19 protein-coding genes and 1 pseudogene are annotated in these 25,473 nt (G+C 44.7%); 13 read left to right on the forward strand and 7 right to left on the reverse strand.

Translation table 11 applies throughout. From position 1 onward, the window contains the following. Positions 1-37: 37 nt before the first annotated feature. The 3 genes from QWZ05_RS14850 to QWZ05_RS14860 form a co-directional block, all read right to left on the reverse strand. Positions 38-547, reverse strand: coding sequence for a YbaK/EbsC family protein (locus QWZ05_RS14850; protein WP_290299153.1), 510 nt, complete (start codon positions 545-547; stop codon positions 38-40). Positions 548-582: 35 nt separating this feature from the next. Then, complete coding sequence (locus QWZ05_RS14855; RefSeq protein WP_264877827.1) at positions 583-1,125, reverse strand: hypothetical protein; 543 nt, start codon at positions 1,123-1,125, stop codon at positions 583-585. A 126-nt stretch (positions 1,126-1,251) separates the two neighbouring features. Next, a complete protein-coding gene (locus tag QWZ05_RS14860; protein WP_390216784.1) occupies positions 1,252-3,330 on the reverse strand; it encodes an alkyl/aryl-sulfatase in 2,079 nt (692 codons plus the stop codon). A gap of 87 nt (positions 3,331-3,417) precedes the next feature. On the opposite strand from QWZ05_RS14860, the gene QWZ05_RS14865 reads away from it, so the two are divergent. From QWZ05_RS14865 to QWZ05_RS14875, 3 genes are all read left to right on the forward strand, one after another. Next, positions 3,418-4,332, forward strand: coding sequence for a LysR family transcriptional regulator (locus QWZ05_RS14865; protein WP_290299156.1), 915 nt, complete (start codon positions 3,418-3,420; stop codon positions 4,330-4,332). Positions 4,333-4,427: 95 nt separating this feature from the next. Further along, positions 4,428-5,132, forward strand: a complete 705-nt coding sequence (locus tag QWZ05_RS14870; RefSeq protein ID WP_290299158.1) for an oxidative stress defense protein — start codon at positions 4,428-4,430, stop codon at positions 5,130-5,132. Positions 5,133-5,286: 154 nt separating this feature from the next. Then, the gene (locus QWZ05_RS14875) at positions 5,287-7,170 is read left to right on the forward strand and encodes a sensor domain-containing diguanylate cyclase (RefSeq protein WP_290299160.1); all 1,884 of its coding nucleotides are present in this window, start codon (positions 5,287-5,289) and stop codon (positions 7,168-7,170) included. A gap of 113 nt (positions 7,171-7,283) precedes the next feature. On the opposite strand, the gene pykF is transcribed toward QWZ05_RS14875, so the two are convergent. Continuing rightward, positions 7,284-8,696, reverse strand: coding sequence for a pyruvate kinase PykF (gene pykF, locus QWZ05_RS14880; protein WP_264877832.1), 1,413 nt, complete (start codon positions 8,694-8,696; stop codon positions 7,284-7,286). A 428-nt stretch (positions 8,697-9,124) separates the two neighbouring features. Between pykF and QWZ05_RS14885 the strand changes: the two genes are divergently transcribed. The 4 genes from QWZ05_RS14885 (at position 9,125) to QWZ05_RS14900 (ending at position 14,363) form a co-directional block, all read left to right on the forward strand. Further along, positions 9,125-9,889: a DeoR/GlpR family DNA-binding transcription regulator gene (locus QWZ05_RS14885; RefSeq protein WP_264877833.1), complete on the forward strand. Its 765-nt coding sequence runs from the start codon at positions 9,125-9,127 to the stop codon at positions 9,887-9,889. Positions 9,890-9,960: 71 nt separating this feature from the next. Next, entirely contained in the window at positions 9,961-11,793 is a 1,833-nt protein-coding gene (gene glmS / locus QWZ05_RS14890) for a glutamine--fructose-6-phosphate transaminase (isomerizing) (RefSeq protein ID WP_264877834.1), read from the forward strand. Between the two features lie 355 nt (positions 11,794-12,148). Continuing rightward, a complete protein-coding gene (gene mtlA / locus QWZ05_RS14895; RefSeq protein ID WP_290299166.1) occupies positions 12,149-13,690 on the forward strand; it encodes a mannitol-specific PTS transporter subunit IIC in 1,542 nt (513 codons plus the stop codon). 73 nt (positions 13,691-13,763) lie between these two features. Continuing rightward, complete coding sequence (locus QWZ05_RS14900) at positions 13,764-14,363, forward strand: MltR family transcriptional regulator (RefSeq protein WP_290299168.1); 600 nt, start codon at positions 13,764-13,766, stop codon at positions 14,361-14,363. Here the strand turns inward: QWZ05_RS14900 and QWZ05_RS14905 are convergent. Continuing rightward, positions 14,356-15,003 carry an HAD family hydrolase gene (locus QWZ05_RS14905; RefSeq protein WP_290299171.1) on the reverse strand — a complete coding sequence of 216 codons (648 nt, stop codon included), beginning with the start codon at positions 15,001-15,003 and terminating at the stop codon, positions 14,356-14,358. The two genes, QWZ05_RS14900 and QWZ05_RS14905, sit on opposite strands and share 8 nt — an antisense overlap. 471 nt (positions 15,004-15,474) lie before the next feature. On the opposite strand from QWZ05_RS14905, the gene QWZ05_RS14910 reads away from it, so the two are divergent. The 3 genes from QWZ05_RS14910 to QWZ05_RS14920 all read left to right on the forward strand — a co-directional run bounded on the left by QWZ05_RS14910 (position 15,475) and on the right by QWZ05_RS14920 (position 19,270). Next, positions 15,475-17,370 (forward strand): PTS mannitol transporter subunit IICBA, encoded by a 1,896-nt coding sequence (locus QWZ05_RS14910; RefSeq protein ID WP_290299172.1) that lies wholly within the window; start codon positions 15,475-15,477, stop codon positions 17,368-17,370. A gap of 143 nt (positions 17,371-17,513) precedes the next feature. Further along, on the forward strand, positions 17,514-18,662 hold the full coding sequence (locus QWZ05_RS14915; protein ID WP_290299173.1) for a mannitol-1-phosphate 5-dehydrogenase: 1,149 nt from the start codon (positions 17,514-17,516) through the stop codon (positions 18,660-18,662). Positions 18,663-18,685: 23 nt separating this feature from the next. Next, positions 18,686-19,270, forward strand: coding sequence for an MltR family transcriptional regulator (locus QWZ05_RS14920; RefSeq protein ID WP_290299174.1), 585 nt, complete (start codon positions 18,686-18,688; stop codon positions 19,268-19,270). Positions 19,271-19,351: 81 nt separating this feature from the next. On the opposite strand, the gene nagB is transcribed toward QWZ05_RS14920, so the two are convergent. Further along, entirely contained in the window at positions 19,352-20,152 is an 801-nt protein-coding gene (gene nagB, locus QWZ05_RS14925) for a glucosamine-6-phosphate deaminase (RefSeq protein ID WP_264877841.1), read from the reverse strand. Positions 20,153-20,494: 342 nt separating this feature from the next. Beyond that, complete coding sequence (locus tag QWZ05_RS14930; RefSeq protein WP_290299176.1) at positions 20,495-22,270, reverse strand: bifunctional lysophospholipid acyltransferase family protein/GNAT family N-acetyltransferase; 1,776 nt, start codon at positions 22,268-22,270, stop codon at positions 20,495-20,497. Between the two features lie 204 nt (positions 22,271-22,474). Here QWZ05_RS14930 and QWZ05_RS14935 point away from each other — a divergent pair, with 204 nt between their 5' ends. The 3 genes and pseudogenes from QWZ05_RS14935 (at position 22,475) to QWZ05_RS14945 (ending at position 25,472) form a co-directional block, all read left to right on the forward strand. Further along, positions 22,475-23,617 (forward strand): acyl-CoA desaturase, encoded by a 1,143-nt coding sequence (locus tag QWZ05_RS14935; RefSeq protein ID WP_290299178.1) that lies wholly within the window; start codon positions 22,475-22,477, stop codon positions 23,615-23,617. A gap of 137 nt (positions 23,618-23,754) precedes the next feature. Continuing rightward, a pseudogene (locus QWZ05_RS14940) lies at positions 23,755-23,922 on the forward strand (replication endonuclease); the annotation flags it as partial. Between the two features lie 314 nt (positions 23,923-24,236). Continuing rightward, entirely contained in the window at positions 24,237-25,472 is a 1,236-nt protein-coding gene (locus tag QWZ05_RS14945) for a site-specific integrase (RefSeq protein ID WP_290299181.1), read from the forward strand. Position 25,473 lies beyond the last annotated feature (1 nt).

The raw sequence follows: 25,473 nt of genomic DNA on the forward strand, positions 1-25,473 counted from the left end.
AGCGAGGCCTATTTGGCCTCGTTTTTTGTATCTGGTATTAAAGCAAGTGAATAGGGTTGCTCAAAGTAGTGAGTAGTTGCTTGAGGCTTGATTGTGATAAACCAAAGGTGATGTCTGGCCTTCCGGGGGTATAGAGCACTTCATTTGCTTCGAGAAGGCGTTTATCGATGACTAAACTAATCTCATCTTCAAGCCCGAAAGGGCACACTGCACCGGGATAACACCCCAGCTTATCCACCATCTCTTGATCGGGACAAATCGACACTCGCTTGCCTAGAACCTCTTTTATCGCTTTGCTATCCAGACGCGAGTCTTTATCGGTGAGGTAGACAGCATAGCGCTCTGTCCCTTTTAGTTTTAAGAACAAGCTTTTGCTGTGGACACCTTGCCAACCAAGCTGCTGCGCGACTTTAACATCGGTGACGAAGTCTAAAATCGGCTCATGTTGCCATTGAGAAAAGTCGATGCTGTGTTGGGCCAGGTGTTCAAGTGTCCACAAATACAGGTCGTGTGACTTTTGGGCGATATAGTCAGAATTAGCATCCATGCAAAATGATCTCGTATGGGGGGCGCAGTAGAGGTTTAGCTAAAGGCGCGAAAAAGCAATCTATCCAGATTAATCGCTTTTACATGACTTTGCCACAACCCAAGTTCCCGCGCCTTGGTGAAGGAAAGGGATTGATTGGCCAAAGCAAAAAGCACCGAAGCATCGCTGACTATAAATGCTTGGTTATTCTCTTTAGGTAAAAGATGCGCAGTCGCGGTGACGGTTTCACCGTTGCCCGTTAATTGAATAAAATGGTTTCCAGAGATCTCATATAAGCTGACATCAAACACCTCTCCATTATATTGTGGTTCAAGCTGCTTTTGCATTTGCCACATGATCATATCTAAGCGTTGGCTGTGCTTAGAAGATATCGTCAGTGTCTCTTTCTGTTTCGCGTCATTGATGGCCAATGCGACAGAGAATGTGCCTTGTGGCATGGTCCCTAGGGTTTGAAACAATGCGCCGCCATCAAGAGTACATGACAACGCTGGCAAGGAGAGTGCAAGAGATAGTAATAGAACAACGAAGTGACGAGATAGTTTCGCTTGATAGCAATTCAATAAGGAAAGAGTGGACATATAGACTCCAGTTCGCACTTTCCATAGTGTCAAAGAAGAAAAAAGACCGTAGCGTTAGCATGCACTACGGTCAAAGGAACCGCTCTATGAGTTAGAGCAGGCAGACGCAGTATTACTGAGTCATTGTTATAGGGCGCTTTTCACAGGGCCGTAAAGTTGCGCATCGACTTTCTGCCCCTCTTCAGGGCGAGGTACGATTTCAAACTTATCATCGAAGCGAACCGAGACCGATTGCAGCTTGTTCAATACCTCAACATTACCTTCGATGTTGGCTTGACCTGATTTGAGAAGGTCTGCCATGGTGGTTTCACCGAGTAAGATCTTCGTCAGGTCGGTTTTGTTGATGCTTAGCATCGCATCGGCTGACTGGCCAAAATCTGATACTTCGATGTTGCTAAGGTTGCCGTTCGACATCTCAACAAAGTGTTTCTCATCAATATCAGGCACGGCAATGTTCATGGTGAATGGCACTTTATCCGCATCTTTTGCCACGACCTGAACGGCTAAGTAGTCAAGCAGGTTCGTGACCGTCATTTCACTTAACACATCCGGCGATGCCGTTTTTGGTGCGCCAGGCATGGTACCGATACGTAACTCTTGTGCGCCCGTTAAGAAGATATTTCGCCAACCCGCTCCTTCGGCTTGATAACCTTGCTGTTCAAAGCTGTCTGCGAGTAGCTTGCGTGCCTCAAGGTGATCTGGCTGTGCAATCACCACTTTGTTTAGTGCAGTTGACACAAAGCGGTAGTGACCCTCACTGAAGTCTTGTTTGGCTTTTTTCACTACAGCGTCGGCGCCGCCCATGTACTCAACAAATTTTTCTGCCTCTTCTTTGACTGGCAGTGGGTTGAGGTTCGCCGGGTTCATATCAAAGTACCCTAAGTACATGTTGTAGACCGCACGTGCGTTGTGGCTATATGTGCCGTGGTAGCCATTGGTGTGCCATGCTTGGCGGATAGACTCAGGAAGTTCATCCGTGATCTTGGCGCCAATATCCTGCATCACCATACCGTTGTTGGCTAAGCGCAGGGTTTGGTTGTGGACAAAACCATAGTTGTCGCGCTGCAACTTCATAAATTCGTTGATGTTCTCATTACCCCAAATCGGTGATGAATGAGAGCCGAAGAGGTATTCAATATCGCCACCCCACGCGTTGATCATCGCATTGATGTCTTTTGACCACTTGAGGGCATCACGCACTTTTGCACCACGTAGCGTGTAGATGTTATGCATACCGTGATACATCATCTCACCTGTCCAGAGCGCATTCATTGAAGGAATATAAGCGGCACTGCCTGATGGCGCTTCAGTGCCAGCGGTATCCATAAAGACGATCTCTAGCCCATCAATCGTTGTACTATAGAATTTTTGATCTTCGCTGCTCGGGAAGGTTTCATCTGGTGCGACTAGCGTGATCATGCCTTGTGACAAGCCATTGGCGAGTGCAGCATCTATTGCGCCCGTTTCAGAGGCTTTGCCTAGGGTACTACCGTATTGATAAGCAGTACGGCGTGACATGGCATTGCCTGCTAATACATTTTCATCAACGGTCTCTTTAATGAAGCCATGTGGGGCATAGACCTTAACATCAGGGAAGCGGTCTTTAATGGCTCTTGAGCCACCAAAGTGATCCGCATGACTATGAGAGTAGATCATTGCAACCACAGGAAGATCGCCGCCCTCAGGTACGTTATCTAGAAAGAAGTCCAGTGATGCTGCCATGGCTTCTTGTGTGAGCAACACATCATAGACAATCCAGCCATTTTCACTGCGGATAAATGAGGCTGATGAGAGGTCGGTGCCTCGCACCTGATAAATACCTTCACGAACTTGATAGAGCCCATCGGCAGAGTGGTTGAGCTGAGCCTGTCGCCACAGTGATGGGTTGACCGTATCTGGCGCGTTTGCAGCAATAGACTGACCCTTATGCAGGTGTGAGAAGCGATCGCTTAAACTCTTACGTGTTTCATTTGTCAGGGGAACGATAAGCCCTTTATCGTTATTGGCAAAGGCGTCCACATCAGCAAAATCTAAGCTCTCTGCAAAGGTGTGGTTCGCTTGAATCGTGTGCTCACTCGCTGGCTTACCATAGGCAGTAATGTCACCCACAGGTTTTGAGCCCCCTGCGGCCAAAACGGGGAGTGAACTGACCATTGAAAGTGCGATTAACGTCTTATTCAGCTTCATAGTCTCTCTCGGTTGAATCAAATAGGTTGAGAGAGATAGTAGGGGAGTGACATATTATAAAAAATAAACTAAATTTTATTTAAACTATTTCAAATTGGAATGTATATGCCTAGCAACGTTAACTGGAACCAGTTTGCTATTTTTATTGAGGTCTATCGATTGCAGTCGATTTCTCGGGCGGCAGAGGTGTTAAACATGTCCCAGCCAGGAGTCAGCAATGCTTTACGACGCTTACAAGCCGGGCTAGGCGTCGACCTGTTTGTGCGTAAAGGGCGAGGTATAGCGCCAACTGTGGCTGCGAATCTACTGGCGGAGCAATTAGAGCAAGCGACACAGATGATTGATGTCGCATTAGAGCAAGTTGTTGAGTTTGACCCAGCCAAGCCACATCGTTTTGACGTGACAACCAATGAAGTAATCCAACACCTTTTGTTACCCTACATCGACCACCCCATCGTCGGCAACTGTAAGATCAATTTGTCGATGACCCCGAGCTCAGACATTGATATTTCACAAAAGCTGGTGGAGAGCCAAACGGATTTAGTGGTGGATATTCAAGATAACTTAATGAACTCATTCAGCTCTCAAGCCGTGCTGAAAGATGAAATTGTCGTGGTTGCTTCTGTGTCTCACCCTCAGCTGCAGCAGGGGGATGTATTGACGGAAGAGCTCTATTTTAGTCAAAAACACATTGTTCAGAGCTTGCGTCGAGCCAATCAGTTTATAGCGGACTTCTTTAGCTTAGAGCCACTTAGGCAGAGAGACATCGTGACTCAATCTGATTCCATTCTCTCTGCAATGATGCTGGCTTCACAAACTCATCACTTGACGGTCGTCTCGCGCTCACTGGCGAATCTATATGCGCAAAAAATGCGTTTGAATATGTTTGAACTGCCTTTTGAGGTTCGCTCTTTCAACCACACCTTATTGTGGCATAGGCGCATGGAGCACAGTTCAGGGCATCGATGGTTAAGAGAGACGATTCAACAGCTTTTGACCATGGCAACCCAAAAGCACTGATGTGAATTTTTTGTCAGTATGGCGGTCAGACTCTGTAGCGATTGCGCTCAATTCTCTATGCTAATCTCGAGGCACTAAATTAAGGAACTCTTGTGATGAAACACTTAACTTCTCGTTTGACCCTCTCAGCAACCATTGTTCTGGGTGCATTGCTCCCCTTAACTTCCTCGGCTGCAGGCTTAGATTTTCCTCATATCCGCACCAGTGGCTATGGTGAAATTACCGCAGCCCCAGATAGCGCAGTTGTGTCTATTCGTGTCGAAGAGACTGCGCAAAGTGCTGAAGAAGCCAAGCAGCAAGTTGATAAGGCAGTGGAGACGTTCTTAACGCAAGCACAAGGCAAAGGGCTCAAGCGCGAAGAGATACAAAGTTCTAATCTGCATATTTCTCCTCAATACCGTTACCCTAAAAATGCCGAACCAGAGCTGGTGGGATACAGAGCCACACGCACCATTACGGTGACGATTAATGAGTTAGAGTCGTTGAATGCTTATCTGGATCTTGCGATGCAATCAGGTATCAACCGAGTGGATAACATTCAATTGCAAACAACCGAATACGACAAGTTCAAACAACAGGCATTAGAGCTTGCTATCAAGGACGCCCAGACAAAGGCACAGTCGTTAGCTCAAGGTTTTGGGCAGCAAGTTGACCAAGTGTGGGAGATTACCTATCAGCAAAACCAGCCACGTGTTATGCGAGCTGTTGCTATGGACAGTAATGTCGAATCAGACTCTTATACTGATAAAACTATCGTTATTAGAGATAAAGTCGATGTCGTGTTTAAAATCTCTGACTGATGTCCGCTTTTTGCTGCTATTGCGTAGAGAAGATGTTTTCTCTCTTAAAGTCATTGTTAGTCTAATGTTATAATGGGCTGTTTAGCCTGAATATTAAATAGTCTGCATGAAAGTATGTAGGCTGACTTTGACAGAATTACAAGAGAGAGCCTGAGTGAAGCCCCTGCGTATTATCGCCTATTCTACTGTTATTCTATTGCTCTTTATCGGTCTGTTATTTGGTCACTACTACCACCGATATAATGAAAATCGCGCAGATAATATTGAGCGCGCGATTACTGAATCTCAGAGTCAATTGAATTACATCGAACGAGAGTATTACCTTCTTAACGAGCGCTTGGTTTCGTCTTCACGCCTATTGGCTGAAAACCAGAGTATGTACGACTATATCCTTGAACCTAATCAAGATAATAGACGCATTCTGGAGCAAGTTTGGGCATCTGTAGCCGCAGGTCAAAAGTGGTATCGCTCTATCAGAGCTATTTCTCTGACAGGGCAAGAGGTGCTCAAGGTAAATTACGATCGTGAGAATGATAGAGCAAGCCCGAGTACAGAGTATCGCAATGTCGAAGGGACCGATTTGTTTGATTATCTCCAGTCTCTACAAAACGATCAGTTTGGCACTTGGCAGATAGAGTTTGAAGAAGCAGCATCCGGTGTTGTGAGCTCGCCAGTGCGCCCTGTGATGAAAATCATGACTCCAGTCTCTGCTCTAGGCGAGAGAGTCGGCTACTTGGTACTTGATTTTGATGTTACCTATTTAACTAACTTAGTGGTGTTCTCACCAGACCCTACACTTACGGCTGATCTGATCTCTCACAGTGGCTACTATGTTGCAGGCCAAAAAGAGCATATGTTATTTGGCGAAGTATTTCCAAGTCGTAGCCACTTTAACTTTGCCACAATGAACCCGCTGATCTGGCAAAAAATGCAAGAGAGCCACCGAGGTTACTATTTTGATGAAGGCACGCTGTACGTGTTTACCTTTGTCGGTATTTTGCCAGAGCGTGCCCTCTACGCGATGATTGAGATGCCACCGAGTGAGCTTGAGAGTCGTGCGCAGCAGGGGTTTAGTGATCTTCTCCAAGAAGCACTCTTCGTCTTGATGCTGCTGCTGGTTATTCTGTTACCGATTACTTTCGTTTTGATGTACTACTATCGCCGCGATATGGATGGCAAGTTAGCCCGAGCTGCGCTTAATGGTATGTCTGCGGTCTTGATTTCCGACAAGCATAATCGTGGTATTTTGGTGAACCAAGAGTTTCAACTACTAACTGGGTACAGTGACGTTGATATCAAGGACAAAAAAATACTGGATAAGCTACTTGGTCAAGACAGCAATACCATTACTCAAGCGGTGTTGAACGAAATTGATATTAACAAGTCTTGGGAAGGTGAGTTACTTATCTATACTCGCGATGGTGGTACCGTTTCGGTGATAACACGTATTCAACCCGATTACTCACCCTTAGGGGAGCTTGATTACTACATTATCTCTTTCGTTGATATTAGCGAGCGTAAGAAGCTAGAAGAACGTTTAAGAGCGCTCAGTGAACTGGATGACCTCACAGGGCTGTGGAATCGTCGTAAATTTGAACATGAGTTAACGCGCTCAGCTTCCATCGCTGAACGGTACAGTGACAAGCAACCCTCTTGCCTCGCTTTGATCGATATTGATCACTTTAAACGCGTCAATGATGAGAAGGGGCATGATGAAGGTGATAGAACGATTCGCGTTGTTGGTCAGATACTGACTGATAGCTTACGTGTAACAGACTTTGTTTCTCGTATTGGTGGAGAAGAGTTTGCACTGCTGATGCCGCATACCACGCTCGATGAAGCGCAACAGGTGTTAGAGAGAATCTTAGTCGCGGTATCAAGCCATCAAGATATCGACGTGACCATTAGTGCTGGATTTACCGATATGACCGGGGATCGAGACCGCTCTTATAAATGGGCTGACATCGCGCTTTATCAATCAAAAGCAAACGGCAGAAATCGAGTATCACGTTGCTTGAGTCGTGAAGAATATCTCTAGAGACTGATAGGATTGAGTTAAAGGGTTTAACGGTAATAGCTTACAAGTGCTATGTTGCAGATATAAAAAAAGAGAGCCGAGGCTCTCTTTTTCTTTGCTTGTTGTTCGACGAATTATAGTACGTGAACAGAAGCTGTGTTAGTTGTACCAGAAGCTACTAGAGCACCAGATACCATCACTACGATGTCGCCTTTCTTACCAAAACCAGACTCAAGAGCGTACTCTTTACCGTTTTTGTAGAACTCATCAGTGCTGTCGATAGAATCAACAAGAACTGGACGAACACCTTTAGTAAGAACTAGCTGAGCAGCAGTCTTAGCGTTAGTTGTTAGAGCAACGATGCTTGCTGATGGGAAGTACTTACGTACTGAACGTGCAGACTTACCGCCTTCTGTAGCAACGATGATTAGTGGAGCAGCTAGCTTCTCAGCTGTGTCTACTGCACCTTTACATACTGCTTCAGTGATACGTAGGCGTGGGCTGTCTAGACGAGAACCTAGTTCAGCTTTAAGCGCGCCGTCTGTACGGTTAGCGATTTGAGCCATGATAGCAACTGACTCTACTGGGTATTTACCTTTCGCAGTTTCACCAGAAAGCATTACCGCATCAGTACCGTCCATGATTGCGTTCGCAACGTCACCCGCTTCTGCACGAGTTGGACGTGGGTTGTTGATCATAGAATCAAGCATTTGAGTTGCTGTGATAACAGTCTTACGTGCACGGTTACACTTCTCGATCATCATCTTCTGAGCGAAGATTACTTCTTCAGCTGGGATTTCAACACCTAGGTCGCCACGAGCAACCATGATGCCGTCAGAAAGCTCAAGAATCTCGTCGAAGTTGTCAACGCCTTCTTGGTTTTCGATTTTAGAGATGATGTGGATGCTTTCGCCGCCGTTAGCGTCTAGAAGCTCACGGATTTCTTTAACGTCAGCTGCTTTACGGATGAAAGATGCTGCAACGAAGTCAACACCTTGCTCACAACCAAACTTAAGGTCAGCTTTGTCTTTTTCAGAAAGAGCTGGAAGCTGAACAGATACGCCAGGAAGGTTAACACCTTTGTTTTCGCCTAGAGCACCGTTGTTAAGAACTTTACACTTAACTTCAGTTTCAGTTGTTGAGATAACTTCCATTTCGATTAGGCCGTCATCTACAAGGATAGTGTTACCAGCAGAAAGGTCTTTTGCGAAACCAGCGTAAGTAACTGCTACTACGTCTTTGTTACCAACTACAGCAGCGTCTGTAGTGAAAGTAAATTCTTGACCAGCGACTAGATCAACGTCGTTGCCGTCTTCTAGTTTGATAGTACGGATTTCTGGACCTTTAGTATCTAGAAGGATAGCAAGTTGCTTACCAACGTTCGCCATAACTTCGCGGTAGTTAGTGATACGTGCAGCGTGCTCTTCAAAGTTACCGTGAGAGAAGTTCAGGCGCATTACGTTCATGCCTGCATTTACTAGTTCAGTTAGCTTCTCTACAGATTCAGTTTTAGGGCCAATCGTACATACGATTTTGGTCTTTTTCATGGAAAATACTCTCCGGTAAGTATTGTTACAATTTGAAAGTTAAACAGTCAGCCTGAATTGTAGGTGATAACAGGAGAAAATGTGCTCATTTCCTCATCAATATCATCTCTGATACCCACAATTTCTAATTGAAAGTCTTTCATCGACTTTAGTCATTTTATGACTATTTCATTTCGATTAAATGAAAGAATCTTTCTGTTTTTCCCTTAATAATGTCGATAAAAGGGAAAAATCGAGACAAATTCTGTAATAAATTTTCTTTTGGTGCGCGAATTCTAACACTGTAAGCGGCAAATTTCACGATCAGAACTTGTCTTAGGACAAGGTTTTGGCCTGATTTTTTTATTTTTTAGATCAAAATAAATGGACGGCTAACTTTCGTTTCGACTATACTTGCTTTCGATTTGAAACTTAAAGACACAGAGTAAATGTCGAAACGAAATACACAGATGCGTCGCCACGCGATTTCTAACCTAGTTAATGAAAAGGGAGAAGTGAGCGTAGAAGAGCTTTCTGCATTGTTTGAAACGTCAGAGGTCACTATTCGTAAGGATCTCGCTTCACTAGAAAAAAATGGTCAGTTGTTGCGCCGTTACGGTGGTGCGATTGCTTTACCGAAAGAAGTGGTGACCGAAGAACTGAACAAAAATGTTTCGACTCGTAAGGTTTCATTAGCTCAAGCCGCCGCCGGTTTGATTCGTGATCACAATCGCATTTTGATTGATAGCGGCAGCACGACAGGTGCTTTAATTGAGCAGTTATCCTCAAAACGCGGCTTAGTTGTGATGACCAACTCGCTGATGGTCGCCAATGCGCTGAATGAGTTAGAAAATGAACCTACACTTCTAATGACTGGCGGTACTTGGGATCCTCACTCAGAATCTTTTCAAGGCCAAGTCGCCGAGTCTGTGCTGCGCTCTTATGATTTTGACCAACTCTTTATCGGTGCGGATGGTATCGATTTAGAGCGCGGTACCACGACCTTTAATGAATTGGTCGGATTAAGTCAAGTCATGGCGGAAGTGGCTCGTGAAGTGATTGTCATGATTGAGTCTGACAAAATTGGTCGAAAAATCCCAAACTTAGAGCTCGCGTGGGACGATATTGATGTGCTTATCACTGATAAAGACATTGGTTCGGAGCAACGTGAAGCCATCGAAAACAAAGGCGTAAAGGTTGTTTGCGCTCACTAAATTTTAATTAACTCATTCGTTAGCTTTTGCTTGCTGCCTGTGAATGAGAAAAACTACTTTGGAGTAACGTTATGTGTGGAATTGTTGGAGCTGTCGCTCAACGTGATGTCGCTGAGATCTTAGTTGAAGGTCTTCGCCGCCTAGAATACCGTGGTTATGACTCGGCAGGTGTGGCTGTGGTTGATGCAGAAAGCAACCTGACTCGCGTTCGTCGTTTAGGCAAGGTACAAGAACTTGCTGACGCCGTTGAAGAAGCGAAAGTTGTCGGTGGTACTGGTATCGCACACACACGCTGGGCAACACACGGTGAACCTTCAGAAATCAACGCTCACCCACACATGTCAGGTGACATCGCAGTAGTACACAACGGCATCATTGAAAACCACGAAGAGTTGCGTGAATTGCTGCAAGGTCGTGGCTACGTATTTGAATCTCAAACGGATACAGAAGTGATTGCTCACCTTGTTGAGTGGGAACTACGCACTTCAGACTCTTTGCTAGAAGCTCTGCAAAAAACAGCAATACAACTAGATGGTGCTTACGGCACTGTAGCGGTTGACCGTAAAGATCCATCGCGCATTGTTGTCGCTCGTTCAGGCAGCCCAATCGTGATTGGCTTTGGTGTTGGTGAGAACTTCCTAGCATCAGACCAACTTGCACTTCTTAGCGTAACGCGCCGCTTCATGTACCTAGAAGAAGGCGACGTAGCAGAAATCACTCGCCGTGACGTAAAAGTATTTGACGCGCAAGGCAATGCGGTTGAGCGTGAAATCGTTGAGTCAAATGCTGAGCACGATGCTGGTGATAAAGGCAAATACCGTCACTTCATGCAAAAAGAGATCTTTGAGCAGCCAACAGCATTGATCAACACAATGGAAGGTCGTATCTCTGATACATCTGTGATCACCAATGCGATTGGTGTTAATGCTGAAGAGATCCTAAGCAAAGTGGATCACGTGCAGATCATTGCGTGTGGTACATCATACAACTCAGGCATGGCAGCACGTTACTGGTTCGAATCAATTGCTGGTGTGAGCTGTGATGTAGAGATCGCTTCAGAGTTCCGTTACCGTGATTTTGTGGTTCGTCCAAACAGCCTACTAGTGACACTTTCTCAGTCAGGTGAAACGGCAGATACACTAGCAGCACTGCGCCTAGCAAAAGAAAAAGGCTACATGGCAGCAATGACTATCTGTAACGTGGCAGGCTCTTCACTAGTACGTGAGTCAGACTTTGCATTCATGACTCGTGCGGGTACAGAGATTGGTGTAGCGTCAACTAAAGCATTCACAACCCAACTTGCAGCCATGCTAATGATGGTGGTTTCTATCGGTCGCCTGCAAGGTCGTGTTGATGAAGCGCGTGAAGCAGAGATTGTTAAGTCACTGCACAAACTGCCAACAGCGATTGAGCAAGCCCTAGCGTTTGATAAAGAGATTGAAGCACTAGCACCTGACTTCGCTGACAAGCACCACACTCTGTTCCTAGGTCGTGGCGAGTACTACCCAATTGCGATGGAAGCGTCTCTTAAGCTTAAAGAGATTTCATACATTCACGCAGAAGCATACGCTGCGGGCGAATTGAAGCACGGCCCTCTAGCGCTTATCGATGCCGATATGCCAGTTGTGGTTATTGCACCAAGTAACGATCTACTTGAGAAGCTGAAATCTAACGTTGAAGAAGTTCGTGCGCGCGGTGGCCTACTGTACGTATTTGCAGATGTAGATGCCGGATTCGAAGGCGATGAGAACATGAAGATCATCAAGATGCCACATGTAGACGAAATCACTGCGCCAATCTTCTACACCGTCCCAATGCAGCTACTGTCTTATCACGTTGCACTGATTAAAGGCACTGATGTTGACCAACCTCGTAACCTAGCTAAGGCTGTTACAGTAGAATAATCAACAGGTTGTTCTAAAATTTAGGGCGACAATTTATGTTATAAGCCTCCCATGAGCCAAAAGCTCTGGGAGGCTTTTTTCATGCAAAATTGCTTACCAAAACCTTATGTCTAAGTGTGTTACTTACTTTCACACAAGCTCTGAACATGTGATTTATAGTGATAACCTTGGTTAAGACAGGTCATTAGTGTGATTGATATCATTAATTCATAAATTCCATATCAGACTAAAATGTGATCGGGGTCTTTATATCTGACCGAGAAATGCAGTTGTCGAGTCGCGGTGTGTTACATTTTTTCACACTTACGTTAGTGCTCTAAAAGTACCGACTCCTTATTTCAACGAGGTTGGTTAGATGTTGTCACCAAATTCGAGATTAAAAGCGCAAGGTTTTGGGCGCTTTCTTTCTAGTATTGTCATGCCCAATTTAAGTGCGTTTATCGCTTGGGGTTTGATTTCCGCTCTGTTTATACCGTCAGGCTGGATGCCAAATAGTGAACTTGCAGCATTGGTTGAGCCAATGCTGTTTTTTCTATTGCCACTATTGATTGGCTATACCGGTGGCCGTCTGGTGTCAGGTGAACGAGGTGCCGTTGTTGGTGCAATTGCGGTTATGGGGCTTATTGTTGGTTCTGATGTTCCCATGCTGATGGGAGCAATGATCGTTGGTCCACTTGCTGGATGGGTGATCAAATGTGTCGATGAGTTTACTCAAAAGCGCACCAAAACAGGCTTTGAGATGCTGGTGAGTAACTTTTCAGCAGGCATCGTGGGAATGGGCAGTGCGATTTTTGCCTACTACATCATCGGGCCAATTGTTTTAGTAGTCACTGCAATGCTGATTGCTGGTGTAGAAGTGCTTATTGATACCAGCACGCTCGCACTCGTTGCGATCTTAGTCGAACCCGCGAAAATCTTCTTTTTAAATAATGCGATCAATCATGGTGTGTTTACGCCGGTTGGCCTCTATCAAGTTGAAGAGTTTGGTCAATCTATCTTCTTCATGCTGGAGGCTAACCCTGGGCCTGGTTTGGGTATTCTGTTAGCCCATATGGTGTTTTCCAAAGGTCAAGTAAGGCAAACGGCGGCAGGCGCGACGGTGATTCACTTCTTTGGTGGCATCCAAGAGGTCTACTTTCCTTATGTCATGATGAAACCTCGTTTGTTGGTTGCCCTTGTTCTGGGCAGCATGGCGGGGATTTTTACACTGTCTTTCTTTGATGCTGGCCTAATCTCTCCCGCATCACCGGGCTCGATAGTGTCGATTCTTCTAATGACACCGAAAGACTCCTACTTGGGGATCATTGCCTGTGTAATGAGTTCCACACTTGTCTCATTTGTTAGTGCGGTGGTGTTGCTCAAAGTCGAGGCGAATATCAAACCGAGTGGTCAGCGAGTAGAGCATGAAGTGGGGTTTTCCGTTCTAGAAACCATCGAGGTTGAAGATGCCATTGCACAAGAGCCGATTCTGTTCTCTCGAGAAAATGTGTTTCTTGGCAAAGATATGACTGACAAAAAGCAAGCCATCGAGTTTGCCGGAGAGCAACTGGTTAAACTTGGGTATGTCGAGCCAGAATACATTCAATGTATGCTTGATAGAGAGCGCTTACTCTCAACGTATCTTGGTGAGTCAATCGCCTTACCGCACGGTGTGATAGCCGGTAAACAGTATATAAAGAGTGAAGGGGTGGTGGTGTGCCAGTTCCCAAATGGTGTTGTGTGGGATGAAGATGGCGAGGATGTCGCAAAGCTCGTTGTTGCGATTGCTGCTCGCGGTGAACGTCACATTCAAATGATCTCTTTAGTCAGTGGGGCACTAGATAATGATGAAAGCCTTGAGTTCTTGAAAACGACAGCGAGCAAGGAGGAGTTTCTTCGCGTGATCAATCGAATTTAACGATAATGGGACAAACGAACGTTGGCTTGAATGACAATAAGAGAATTAAGGCATACTGCATCGGGGCTATGTCATGATTAATCGCACCATCCCGTCTCACAATGAACATTTTATCTCTCAAGAGGATAGAGACTTTCCTAGTGAGGCCGACTTACTCGAGGTGATATCACAGGCAGACAGCGAAGCATCGGTATTCAGTGCGGTCTACCATGCAATTGATGACGCAATCGCAGCAGTGATGCAAGGGTTATTCGCGTCTGATGATTACGCTATCAAGAATGTGATAGAGCCGCTTTTAAGTATTCGAGGCCCGCTCGGTGATATGATGATGCGCACCAAAGTGCTATTGGGGTTACAGGTGATCCCTAAAGCGCTTTACGAAGACATCGTGCTATTTTGTGAGCTCAAAGAGTTGGCAGAAGTTACCCCTGAAAGCGTTACGTTTACCGATCTTCGAGTTTTGAACCTACTTCGCTCGATCAAAGCGATCCAACGCAGTATGCCTATTGAGTATGACCCAAGCATGCTCAGCGGTTTATCACAGAGCATGATGGATATGTTTATTGCTCGGCACAATCAAAAAGTAAAATCGACGATCGTTTTAGCCGTGACAGACATCGTCAATAGTTTGCGCACCTGCTTTATCAACAATCCCTTTAAGTCATTTAGCTAGTTAATTTTGGCAAGCGCTTGATGACTTCATTGAGTGACTCGAGCACAATCGTTCGCTCATTGATACCCTCATCAGGCGGCAGCAGGTCTGGGATCATTATTGATTGGCACCCTGCTGCGAGCGCTGCTTTTATACCATTATTTGAATCCTCTAATACAAGGCAATCTTTTGCTTCAAGCCCTAGTCTCTCGCAGGCCATAAGATAGCAGTCGGGGTGGGGCTTTCCTTTCTCTACATTTTCTGCAGTGATGATTAAGTCAAACTGCGAGAGGTATGGGGTATTGGCAAAGTTATGTGCGACTTCAGCGTGATGAGAGGATGTCACAATCGCTGTGGGCAGCGAGCGTTGCTTAATCGCATTAAAAAGTGCATCAAATCCTGGTTTTATTGCGATACCCTTTGCACGTAAAGTGTGGAAGTGCTGATCTCGATCTCGTTTGTAGCGTGTGATATCAAAACGCTCTGGGAAGTGCTCAACCAACATGCGCTCACACTCTGGGTCTTGAACACCGATGAAGTTTCGGTAAAACGCATCAGTGAGCTCTAAGTGTTGCTCGCGTGCAGCATGTTGCCAACTCTGTTTATACACGACCTCCGTATCAAATATCAGTCCATCCATATCAAACAGTACTGCTTTCATTTTTATCCCCTCGATTCAATAGAACTTCCTTATATTTTAAACATATTCAGCGTGAAATTAACGTGAGAGAGCTTGTAATTAAATTACAAAGGCTTGGTTTTATGTACTAGCTGTATGATACTTGAGCTGTAATTGTTTTATTTCTAAGCGTAAAATAAATAAGAGGGATGAGTAGATCTTTATAGTGTGATTTCTATCACTAACTATTTTGGGTATGTGTAGTTAATAAGTGTGATCTAGATCTGCATTGAATGTTATTCATTATCATCTAAGTTGGTATGTAATTAAGTGACGGCAACAAAATGTGATTTGTATCACTGTGTTTCGTGCTCCCCATCTTATTGTGTGTGATGTCTATCACAAAAAGTCTCGGCTTGAGGTGTTTTTGAAATGTTGTGATACATTTTAAGCAACTTTTGAACAAGCACATTTTGGCTTTACTGCCACCTAATAATAAAATCGAGGTCCCCTATGTTATCACCTGATGCAAAGATCAAAGTGCAAAACTTTGGTCGTTTCCTCTCCAACATGGTTATGCCGAATATCGGCGCATTCATCGCTTGGGGTTTTATCACTGCGCTATTTATCCCAACGGGTTGGTTGCCAAATGAAACATTGGCTGCGCTTGTCGGCCCAATGATCACTTACTTGCTGCCACTATTGATTGGTTACACGGGTGGTAAAATGGTCGGCGGCGACCGAGGCGCTGTGGTCGGTGCTATCACAACTATGGGTGTTATCGTTGGTACTGATATTCCAATGTTCATGGGTGCGATGATTGTTGGTCCATTGGGTGGTATCGCAATCAAGAAATTTGACGAGGCTGTTCACGGTAAAGTGAAGAGTGGCTTCGAGATGTTGGTCAACAACTTCTCAGCAGGTATCGTCGGTATGATCTGTGCGATCCTTGCTTTTTACCTGGTTGGTCCTGCGGTTAAGGTTCTCTCAAATGGTCTTGCGGCGGGTGTAAACGCTATGGTTGAAGCGGGTCTGCTTCCACTTGCATCTATCTTCGTTGAACCTGCGAAAATTCTGTTCCTAAACAACGCAATTAACCACGGTATCTTCTCACCACTAGGTATTCAACAATCAGAAGAGATTGGTCGCTCAATCTTCTTCCTAATTGAAGCAAACCCAGGTCCTGGTTTAGGTCTTCTATTGGCTTACATGGTATTTGGTAAAGGCAGCGCAAAACAGTCAGCTGCGGGTGCATCAATCATCCACTTCCTAGGTGGTATCCACGAGATTTACTTCCCATACGTGTTAATGAACCCACGTCTAATCCTAGCGGTTATCGCTGGTGGCATGGCTGGTGTATTCACAAACGTACTATTTAGCTCTGGTCTTATCTCGCCAGCTTCACCTGGCTCAATCTTCGCGATTCTGCTTATGACACCAAAAGGTGCATACATGGGCGTTATCCTGTCAGTTATTGCTGCAGCAGCAACTTCGTTTGTCGTGGCATCAATCCTGCTGAAAACCACTTCTCAAGCAGAAGATGAAGATTCACTTGAGAAAGCATCAGCGCAGATGAAAGATATGAAATCATCTTCTAAAGGTGCAGTGTCTGGTGCAGAAATCAACCTAGCTGACGTGAAAGCGGTTTATGTTGCTTGTGATGCGGGTATGGGTTCAAGTGCAATGGGTGCAGGTTTGCTACGTAAGAAAGTAGAAGCTGCGGGTCTTGATATCTTTGTCACTAACCATGCGATCAACAACCTACCAGCCGATTCACAAATTGTTATTACGCATAAAGACCTCACTGACCGTGCTCGAAGCACAGTGCCGGGTGCAATGCACATCTCTTTGAATAACTTCTTAGATGGCTCTGTTTACGACAAATTGGTTGCTGAGCTTGTAGAAGCGCAAAAAGGCGGTGCTACTCAAGAGTCTGCTCCAGCAGCTCCAGCGGCAGAAGCTCAAGAAGAAGAGAACACATTATCTCTAACAAACGACAGCATCTTCCTTGGTCTAACTGCAACGAAGAAAGAAGACGCGATTAAGTTTGCCGGTGAGCAACTGGTCAAACTGGGTAATGTTTCTCCTGAGTATGTCGACGGCATGTTTGCTCGTGAAGAGTTGGTGTCGACTTACCTTGGCGAATCGATTGCCGTTCCGCACGGTACGATTGAAGCGAAACAGTATGTTCAAAAAACCGGCATCGTGTTCTGTCAGTACCCAGAGGGCATCCAATGGGGAGAAGACGAAGACGATATTGCCAAGATGGTTATCGGTATTGCAGCTCAAGGCGATGAGCACAACATGGTGTTGATGGCGATTACGAATTCACTTGATGATGAAGAAGCAGTTGAGTGCTTACAGAACACGACTAACCCAGAAGATGTTCTACGTATTCTCAACGGTTAATAGGCTTCGAGTCTAGCTCCTGAGTGAATGAGGCCAGTCTTCCCCCCACTGGCCTCCTTTTTCGATTCAGTCTTTATAGGTTACTGCTTTGTGAGATGTCGAGTAGTCAGCTATATAGATTCACACATAAAAGGTTAATAATTATGAAAGCGTTACATTTTGGTGCAGGTAACATCGGTCGTGGCTTTATTGGTAAACTATTATCGGACGCAGGCATTAAGGTTACGTTCGCTGACGTGAATGAAACGGTTGTTTCTGAGCTACTAAAACGCAATGAGTACGCTGTGAAAGTGGTTGGTGAGCAGTGTGTGGTTGAAACTGTAAGTAACGTGACTGCTGTTAACTCAGCCACAGATGCGGTTGTTGATTGCATTGCAGAATCAGACATTGTGACAACAGCGGTTGGTCCAACAGTTCTAAAAATCATTTCTAAGTCAGTGGCGCAAGGTATTGAAAAACGCGCGGCTGCAAATAACACATCACCGCTGAATATCATCGCAGCGGAGAACATGGTACGCGGTACTAGCCAGCTAAAAGAAGCGGTTTTTGAGCACTTAAATGAAGATGTGAAAGCATTTGCTGAAGAGAATGTGGGTTTTGTTGACTCAGCGGTAGACCGCATCGTACCACCAGCAGAAGCAGGTGAAACGGATCCACTGGCGGTAACAGTTGAAACGTTCAGCGAATGGATTGTCGATCAAACACAATTTAAAGGTGAGATCCCTAATATTCCAGGTATGGAATGCACAGATAATCTAATGGCATTTGTTGAGCGCAAGCTGTTTACTTTGAATACAGGTCACTTGATCACGGCTTATCTTGGTGTACTCGCGGGTCATGAGACAATCAAAGAGTCTATCGAAGACGATGCAATTCGTGCAGAAGTCACAGCTGCAATGGAAGAGAGTGGTGCGGTGCTTATCAAGCGCTACGGTTTTGATCCTGAAGCACATGCTGCATACATTCAGAAGATCCTTGGCCGTTTTGCTAACCCATACCTGCGTGATGAAGTTGACCGTGTTGGTCGTCAGCCAATCCGCAAACTGAGTCCGCAAGATCGTTTGATTAAACCACTCAATGGCACACTCGAATACGGTTTGCCAAATGGTCACTTGATCAAAGGTATTGCCGCAGCGTTCCATTATAAGAATGACGATGACCCACAAGCGGTTGAACTTCAGGCTATGTTCGCAGAAAAAGGTTTTGCAGCAACGTTGGCACATTATTCAGGGCTGAATATTGATGACGAAGTTGTTACACTAGCAGAGCAAGCTTATCTTGCGCTGAAGTAATTTTTCGAGAAAGTGCCACAGCAGTGGCACTTTCTCGTTTTTGCCGTAACTTGTTTCCTTGTGAAGTACCCATGCCAATACACAGTAGCCACGAAGTCGAATTATTAGAAGCGCTCGCCGAATCAAACGATGCCGGTGAGTGCTTGCTATGCGCGTATGATGCCTTAGAAGATATGGTGGATGCCTTGTTGCAGAATATCTTTCAAAAGGACGACTATGCAGTGAAGTTTGTGGTGGACCCATTGCTGACTTCTGATGGGCCGCTTGGGGAGATCATGATTCGAGCAAAGCTGCTATTGGGCTTGGGTGTATTGAGTAAAGAGACCTACGACGACATCGAGATTTTTGTCACGTTAAAAGAGTGGGTCAAGGTGCAGGAAGGACAGGTGGACTTCTGTGATGAAAACATCCTGTTTGAGCTTAATCGTGTCCAAGCGATTAAGCAGACGATGCCAATCGAGTTCTCTTCGGATTTAGTCGTGGGTTTGTCTGATGAGATGAAAGAGATGTTCCTGATGCGCCACTTTCAAAAAGTGCGTTCAACCATCGTTCTGGCAGTGACCAGTTTGATTCAAAACCTAGGTCGAGAAAACGCCCTGACTTCCTAGCATAGAACTGTTTAGATAATAAAAAACCGCTTCACTGCATATAAAGTAGTGAAGCGGTTTTTTTGTATATCAATAAAGGTGTTACAGGCCTTTAATGTTCTCTGCTTCTAGCTCAGTGAAGTATTTTACAGTCTTCACTTTTAGCTCTTGCTGTGCAGGCTCGTCAGCAACGATGATGGCTTTCGGATGCATTTGCAGCGCGGTTACCGTCCACATGTGATTGATAGAGCCTTCAATCGCCATTTGCAGAGCTTGTGCTTTGTTATGGCCGAGAGACAGGATCATCACTTCTTGTGCATCAAGCAGCGTCGCTACACCAATCGTTAGTGCGAATTTAGGCACTTGGTTGATGTCGTTGTCAAAGAAGCGAGAGTTCGCAATGCGAGTATCTTCAGTAAGCGTCTTGATACGTGTGCGAGACTGTAGTGAAGAGCCAGGCTCATTGAAAGCGATGTGACCATCAATGCCTACACCACCCATGAATAGGTTGATCTTGCCGTAAGACTTGATCTTCTCTTCGTAAGCAGCACAGTGTGCATCGATGTCATCAGCCAAGCCGTCAAGCAGGTTGATGTTTTCTTCTTGAATATCAACATGGTTGAAGAAGTTGTTGTACATAAATGAACGGTAAGATTCAGGGTGATTAGGATCAATACCCACATACTCGTCCATATTAAATGTCACCACATGTTTAAAACTAACGTAGCCAGCGTTGTATAGTGAAATCAATTCTTTATATGTGCTCAGAGGCGTGCCACCTGTAGGCAGACCGAGTACGAACGGTTTATCTGCAGTTGGGTTGAACTTATTGATTTTATCTGCAATGTGGCGTGCTGCCCATTTGCCCACTTGTTCTGCATTTTGAAGAGGAATCAGTCTCATCGGTCAATTTCCTATCTGAAGTAGTCGTGCATTCTGTAGTTATTTTGCATTGTAAAATAAGAATCTTGGATACGCTAGTATTTTTGGGTTCAATTTGAAAGATTGATCACGAAATAATTGTGATGTGGATATAAATAGTTCAAATATAACAAGATATTTTTTAACGATGATAAAGTCTCGTATGCGTTAAATTATCTATAAATTAGTAACTTAAATAATTGCTAGGTTTAGTGTAGCTGAGATGTTTTCTGTATCTGTATCTGTATCTGTATCTGTATCTGTATCTGTAACGTTCTAAAAAGGCGGGTGGCGATAGAGAGAAGCTCCATCGCCTAGTGATGATTAAAAAATCGACGAAGGCTTGGCGCAATGAAGTTCTAAATACGCTTGAGCTTTATCCATCGTCATGTAACGGCCAAGTGTTTTAACAGATACCGAAGCCAGGTCGACAACGATCAGCCCGTCAAGGGCATTATTGAAATCAGGATCGACATTAAAGCTCACTAACTTACCGTTGAGGCCAAGGTATTGTCTTAGTAACACAGGGACACTTTTTCCATCATCTATGCGAGCGATAACCCGTGAGAGAAGTTGCAAGTCAATTAGAGAGCTCAGTAGTTCGCTCGGCCACTGGTAGTGCTCATTGAGCATAGGGTTGATTGGTTTTACTAGGCTTGCTGACTCTTGGTCATAGTGATGTAAAGAGAGTGTCTCTGTCAGTAAGTGTTTGGCGGTGTCATTGTATTCGTCACTGATAGAGACAGGACCGAATAGGGTGGTGTACTGAGGGTGATGGGAGACAAAAGTAGCGATACCTTTCCAAAGCAGCAATAGGGCACTCATGCTTTTCTGATATTCAGCTGCAACGACGGAGCGTCCCATCTCTATCGCTTTGTTTTCCCCGATACGAGTGATAAAGGCTTGTTGATAGTCAAACAGGGTTCGAGAGTAGAGCCCTTCAATTCCTTGCTTCGCTATGATTTTATCCACGAGACCGAGTCGATATGCCCCCACAAGAGACTGTTTTTCGTTGTCCCAGACGAACAGATGAAGATAGTCGCGATCAAATTGATCGACATCGATCGCTTTCCCTGTGCCTTCGCCAACTGCTCGGAAGTTGATTTCTCTGACTCGACCAATCTCATGCATAAGATGTGGGATGTCATCGAATGCGGCGCAGTAGACACTGAACTGCCCACTCGTTAGTAAGTGAGCCGAAGGTTTTAGGGCTTGAATCTCAGCTAAGATCAGCTCTAAAGGCTTGGGTGAGCTTATTGGCTCAACATGCTGAGTTGTAAGATGAGTGACTTTTCGTTGTCGTGCTTGATGTCGCAATAAATAAGTGTTGAGACGTAAGTAATACACTGCTTGTTGATCATTTAGGTTCGCCAGCTCTTTACATTTTATTGGCGTGCCAATAGTGAGCTTTATCGGCTGTTGTTTCTTGTTGAGCAGCTCGCGTCCTAGTAACACCGTGCGCAGCATTGGGTGGATTTTTCCAGCTGCATAAAAAGGCTTGGAGTTATGACCATGAATAAAGAATGGGACGGTGAGTGCTTTGTGGCGTTTGACTAGGGAGGCAACAGAGCGGTGCCAAGCTTTGTCTTCTACTCGAGACAGATCTCGCTGGGTAGGGTGTGACACTTCTCCAGCAGGAAAGATAAGCAGTAAGCCATGCTCAGCAAGGTGCTGATTGGCCTGCCTTAACGCCTTAGTATTGGTACGTTTAGTGCGATCTTGCTCTAACACATCGACACCAATAAACAGAGAGGCTAACTCAGGAACGAGCGACAGATATTGATTAGCTAAAATCTTCACATCAGGTCGGACGGAAAGCAGCAACTCCGCCAAAATAACTCCTTCAATCCCCCCTAGTGGGTGATTGGCTATGACAACAGTAGCGCCAGTCTTTGGAACAGAGCTCAATTGACCACCTTCAATTTGATAGCTGATCCCTAATGATTCCAGAGCAAAGCGCAGAAACTCTTCCGTTGTACAGTTGGCAGGGCGCTGCGCATAGAGCTGGTCTAGTTTGCTTAGGCCTGTCGCCCACTCGGCGACGTTTTCACCGATGCCAAACGGTGTTTTCCTAGGCAAACGAAAAGGGCTGGTTGTCATAGTTAGATTCCATCTAGCGTCACTTATGCCAAAAATAAACAACCTAGGTGACGCTTTGGTGGTAAATAAATGAACAAAAAATGACGACATAAAAATGTGAACTTGACATGAAAAGACACAAATTTGCCCAGTAAAATAGATTGAGTGAACAAGTGTACGCTGATATTCTAGCGTACACTTGTTCACTCAATGGCGTTTAGGGAAATGACACAGCACACACAAGTTGCTCAAGATAAGCCGCCGCTTATTTGGCTCAATGTTATGATCTTCAGCTTAACGGCAATCGTCGCCGTGGTTGGAGTTCCGGTTTATGGTTGGCTCAATGGTTATGGTTGGGAGCACCTATTATGGTTTTTGATTACCTATAGCTTTTGTAACCTATCGATTACTGCGGGCTACCATCGATTGTGGTCTCATAAAGCTTATCAAGCCAACACTTGGGTGAGAGCAATTTTTGCTATAGGTGGTGCATTTGCGTTGCAGAATAGTGCGCTGCATTGGTCTTCTGATCATCGTCCACATCATAAGTTTGTCGACAACAACGACAAAGACCCTTATAGCGCTAAGCGTGGTTTTTGGTACTCCCACATTGGGTGGATGTTAAGAAACTACAACCAAGACAACTACAACGACTACAGTAACTGCCGAGATCTGCAAAAAGACAAGGTTGTGATGTCGCAGCATAAATACTATGTACCTCTGGCTATTGCTACCAACGTCGGTATTCCATTGCTATTAGGTGTGGTTTATCAAGATATTATTGGTATGTTGCTCGTCGTGGGCGTGCTTCGCCTGGTGCTGAGTCATCACTCCACCTTTTTCATTAATTCTCTTGCTCACATATGGGGCTCACAGCCTTACACAACGAAGAACACGGCGCGTGACAATGGCATATTGGCAATATTTACCTTCGGAGAGGGTTATCATAACTTCCACCATATTTTTGAAGGCGACTATCGCAATGGTGTGCGCTGGTGGCAGTACGATCCAACCAAATGGTTGATTAAAACACTGTCTTGGTGCGGCTTAGCCAGTCACTTAAGAGTCACTCCTAAGTTTAGAATCGAGAAAGCACGCGCCCTTGCTAAGCTCAATCAAGCAAAAGATAAGCTACAAGAGCGCCCGAATTGCCAGTTTATTATTTCGCGCCTGCAGACTGAATATGATCAACTGGTATCGAATATGAGCGATTACTATGAGATGCAAAAGCAGCTACTCGAAAATAGAAAGCAAAAGCTAACCAAGAAGTATGAGCTTTCAGTAGCGAAGCTCGAATGCCAACAGATGAAGCGACGACTTCACGAGCAGCGAGTTCGTTGGAATGAGTTAGTGGCTCAATATGCGTAGGTAAAGTACCCTCGAAGTTCAATAGTATAAGATAGCCCGGTACCCAAACGTACCGGGCTTTTTGTATTTGAGTGCTGCAAAGTTTGAATTGGAGTATTTGATCACTTAGACAGTTACACAGAATTTAGGACACTCTCACCCCTTTAGATGGGCAAGACTACTTAAATTGTAATTGGGTACTCATAAGGGCGAACTTAAATCGACTAAATGTGCGCTTTTATGGCTTTCGAGTTGCTGAACCCCAACACGATGGAACCCCTAACTGGCATTTGCTCCTGTTTGTAGAAAAAAAAAGACGACCAGTTAATGGTAGGTTGTATTGGTTTGCTATAAATAACCACAAAAGCAAAAGGCCTGAGAAGTGAAATCATTCTCAGGCCTTTCTTGTTCTTATAGAACGAATTTGGTGGCCCCTCGCAGACTTGAACTGCGGACCAATCGATTATGAGCGCGTTTTTGTATGTTATTAGAGGAATCGCAGTGAACATAGGCAAACAATAGAAGCATATAATAACAATGGCTTAAATTGAGTTCTGTTTCTTTTTTGTTCACGTTGGTTTATGGTTGTACAATTGTTTTGCTACATATTTGCTACACGGAAGAAGCGGAGAAATAGTAAATGCCTATCAAAGCCAAGATTACAGCTAGTGCATTAAAGAATCTCAAAGTAGAAGATAAGCGCCTCAATGACACTGAGGTAGTAGGTTTTCATGTCAGGATTTCTCAGAAAGGGAGAATGAAGTATTACCTTTTTTATCGCTTGAACGGCAAGCAAGTGAACTACCTGATAGGTTCAACTAGTCAGTTAACACCAGCTCAAGCGAGAGATATAGCTAAAGAAAAGGTAGGTATGGTTGCTCAAGGTGTAGATGTTCAGAGTGAAAAAAAAGCCGCCAAACAAGATTATTTGATTCAGAAAAGCCATAGACTTGGTTCATACCTAGAAGAAAAGTATTACCCGTTTCTAGTTTCTAGAAACCCGAAAACAGCTAAGAAAACCTATCAACACTTGGTGAGTCGATTTGATTTCTTGTTAGATAAGCAGCTTAGTGAAATCTCTGCTTGGGAAGTTCAGAATTGGGTGACTAAAAGAAGAGAGTTAGGAAGAGCACCAGCAACCATCAATTACTCGATTAACTCACTCAAAGGCGCTCTATCTCGGGCTGTGGAGTGGGGAATAATAGAATCCCATGAGCTTTCTAAAGTAACGACGATCAAAGAGGATAACACTCGTCTTAGATATTTATCATCATATGAGAGGCAGAACTTGCTTAAAGCTATTGATGCTAGGAGCAGGCTCATAAGGGATAAACGCAAAAGTGCTAATGAACATCGTGAGAAACGGAATAAGGACTTACTGCCTGACTTATCAAATGTAAGGTTTGTAGATTATTTGGAGCCGATAGTGCTCACAGCCATGAATACCGGACTTAGACGAGGGGAGTTACTTTCGTTAAAGTGGAATGATGTATTCTTCGAAAACAGATATTTAGTCGTTAAAGCAAGCAATGCAAAATCAAAAAAAACGAGAAACATACCACTTAATGACTCGGTGTTTGAAGTTCTAGTTCAGTGGAAAGCTCAAACCCCCAATACCACTTGGGTATTCACATCTGGTGGCAACACCCAGCTGACAGATATCAAGAAACCTTGGCTGAAAGTCATCGAGGCTTCAGGGATTGAAGACTTTAATTTTCATGACCTTAGACATGATTTTGCCAGTAACTTAGCAATGGCTGGTGTTGACTTAAATACGATTCGTGAGCTTTTGGGTCACTCCGACCTAAAGATGACACTACGTTACGCACATTTAGCTCCAGAGCATAAAGCCGCAGCTGTAAACCTAATAGGATAAC

Origin of the sequence: Vibrio agarivorans (genome assembly GCF_030409635.1) — a bacterium.
Taxonomy (GTDB): Bacteria; Pseudomonadota; Gammaproteobacteria; order Enterobacterales; family Vibrionaceae; genus Vibrio; species Vibrio agarivorans.

What these genes read in the sequence shown, in the direction of transcription:
- QWZ05_RS14850 (WP_290299153.1), bottom strand. Translation starts at nt 547, where the DNA reads ATGGATGCTAATTCTGACTATATCGCCCAAAAGTCACACGACCTGTAT.
- QWZ05_RS14855 (WP_264877827.1), bottom strand. Translation starts at nt 1,125, where the DNA reads ATGTCCACTCTTTCCTTATTGAATTGCTATCAAGCGAAACTATCTCGT.
- QWZ05_RS14865 (WP_290299156.1), top strand. Translation starts at nt 3,418, where the DNA reads ATGCCTAGCAACGTTAACTGGAACCAGTTTGCTATTTTTATTGAGGTC.
- QWZ05_RS14870 (WP_290299158.1), top strand. Translation starts at nt 4,428, where the DNA reads ATGAAACACTTAACTTCTCGTTTGACCCTCTCAGCAACCATTGTTCTG.
- pykF (WP_264877832.1), bottom strand. Translation starts at nt 8,696, where the DNA reads ATGAAAAAGACCAAAATCGTATGTACGATTGGCCCTAAAACTGAATCT.
- QWZ05_RS14885 (WP_264877833.1), top strand. Translation starts at nt 9,125, where the DNA reads ATGTCGAAACGAAATACACAGATGCGTCGCCACGCGATTTCTAACCTA.
- glmS (WP_264877834.1), top strand. Translation starts at nt 9,961, where the DNA reads ATGTGTGGAATTGTTGGAGCTGTCGCTCAACGTGATGTCGCTGAGATC.
- mtlA (WP_290299166.1), top strand. Translation starts at nt 12,149, where the DNA reads ATGTTGTCACCAAATTCGAGATTAAAAGCGCAAGGTTTTGGGCGCTTT.
- QWZ05_RS14900 (WP_290299168.1), top strand. Translation starts at nt 13,764, where the DNA reads ATGATTAATCGCACCATCCCGTCTCACAATGAACATTTTATCTCTCAA.
- QWZ05_RS14905 (WP_290299171.1), bottom strand. Translation starts at nt 15,003, where the DNA reads ATGAAAGCAGTACTGTTTGATATGGATGGACTGATATTTGATACGGAG.
- QWZ05_RS14910 (WP_290299172.1), top strand. Translation starts at nt 15,475, where the DNA reads ATGTTATCACCTGATGCAAAGATCAAAGTGCAAAACTTTGGTCGTTTC.
- QWZ05_RS14915 (WP_290299173.1), top strand. Translation starts at nt 17,514, where the DNA reads ATGAAAGCGTTACATTTTGGTGCAGGTAACATCGGTCGTGGCTTTATT.
- nagB (WP_264877841.1), bottom strand. Translation starts at nt 20,152, where the DNA reads ATGAGACTGATTCCTCTTCAAAATGCAGAACAAGTGGGCAAATGGGCA.
- QWZ05_RS14930 (WP_290299176.1), bottom strand. Translation starts at nt 22,270, where the DNA reads ATGACAACCAGCCCTTTTCGTTTGCCTAGGAAAACACCGTTTGGCATC.
- QWZ05_RS14935 (WP_290299178.1), top strand. Translation starts at nt 22,475, where the DNA reads ATGACACAGCACACACAAGTTGCTCAAGATAAGCCGCCGCTTATTTGG.
- QWZ05_RS14945 (WP_290299181.1), top strand. Translation starts at nt 24,237, where the DNA reads ATGCCTATCAAAGCCAAGATTACAGCTAGTGCATTAAAGAATCTCAAA.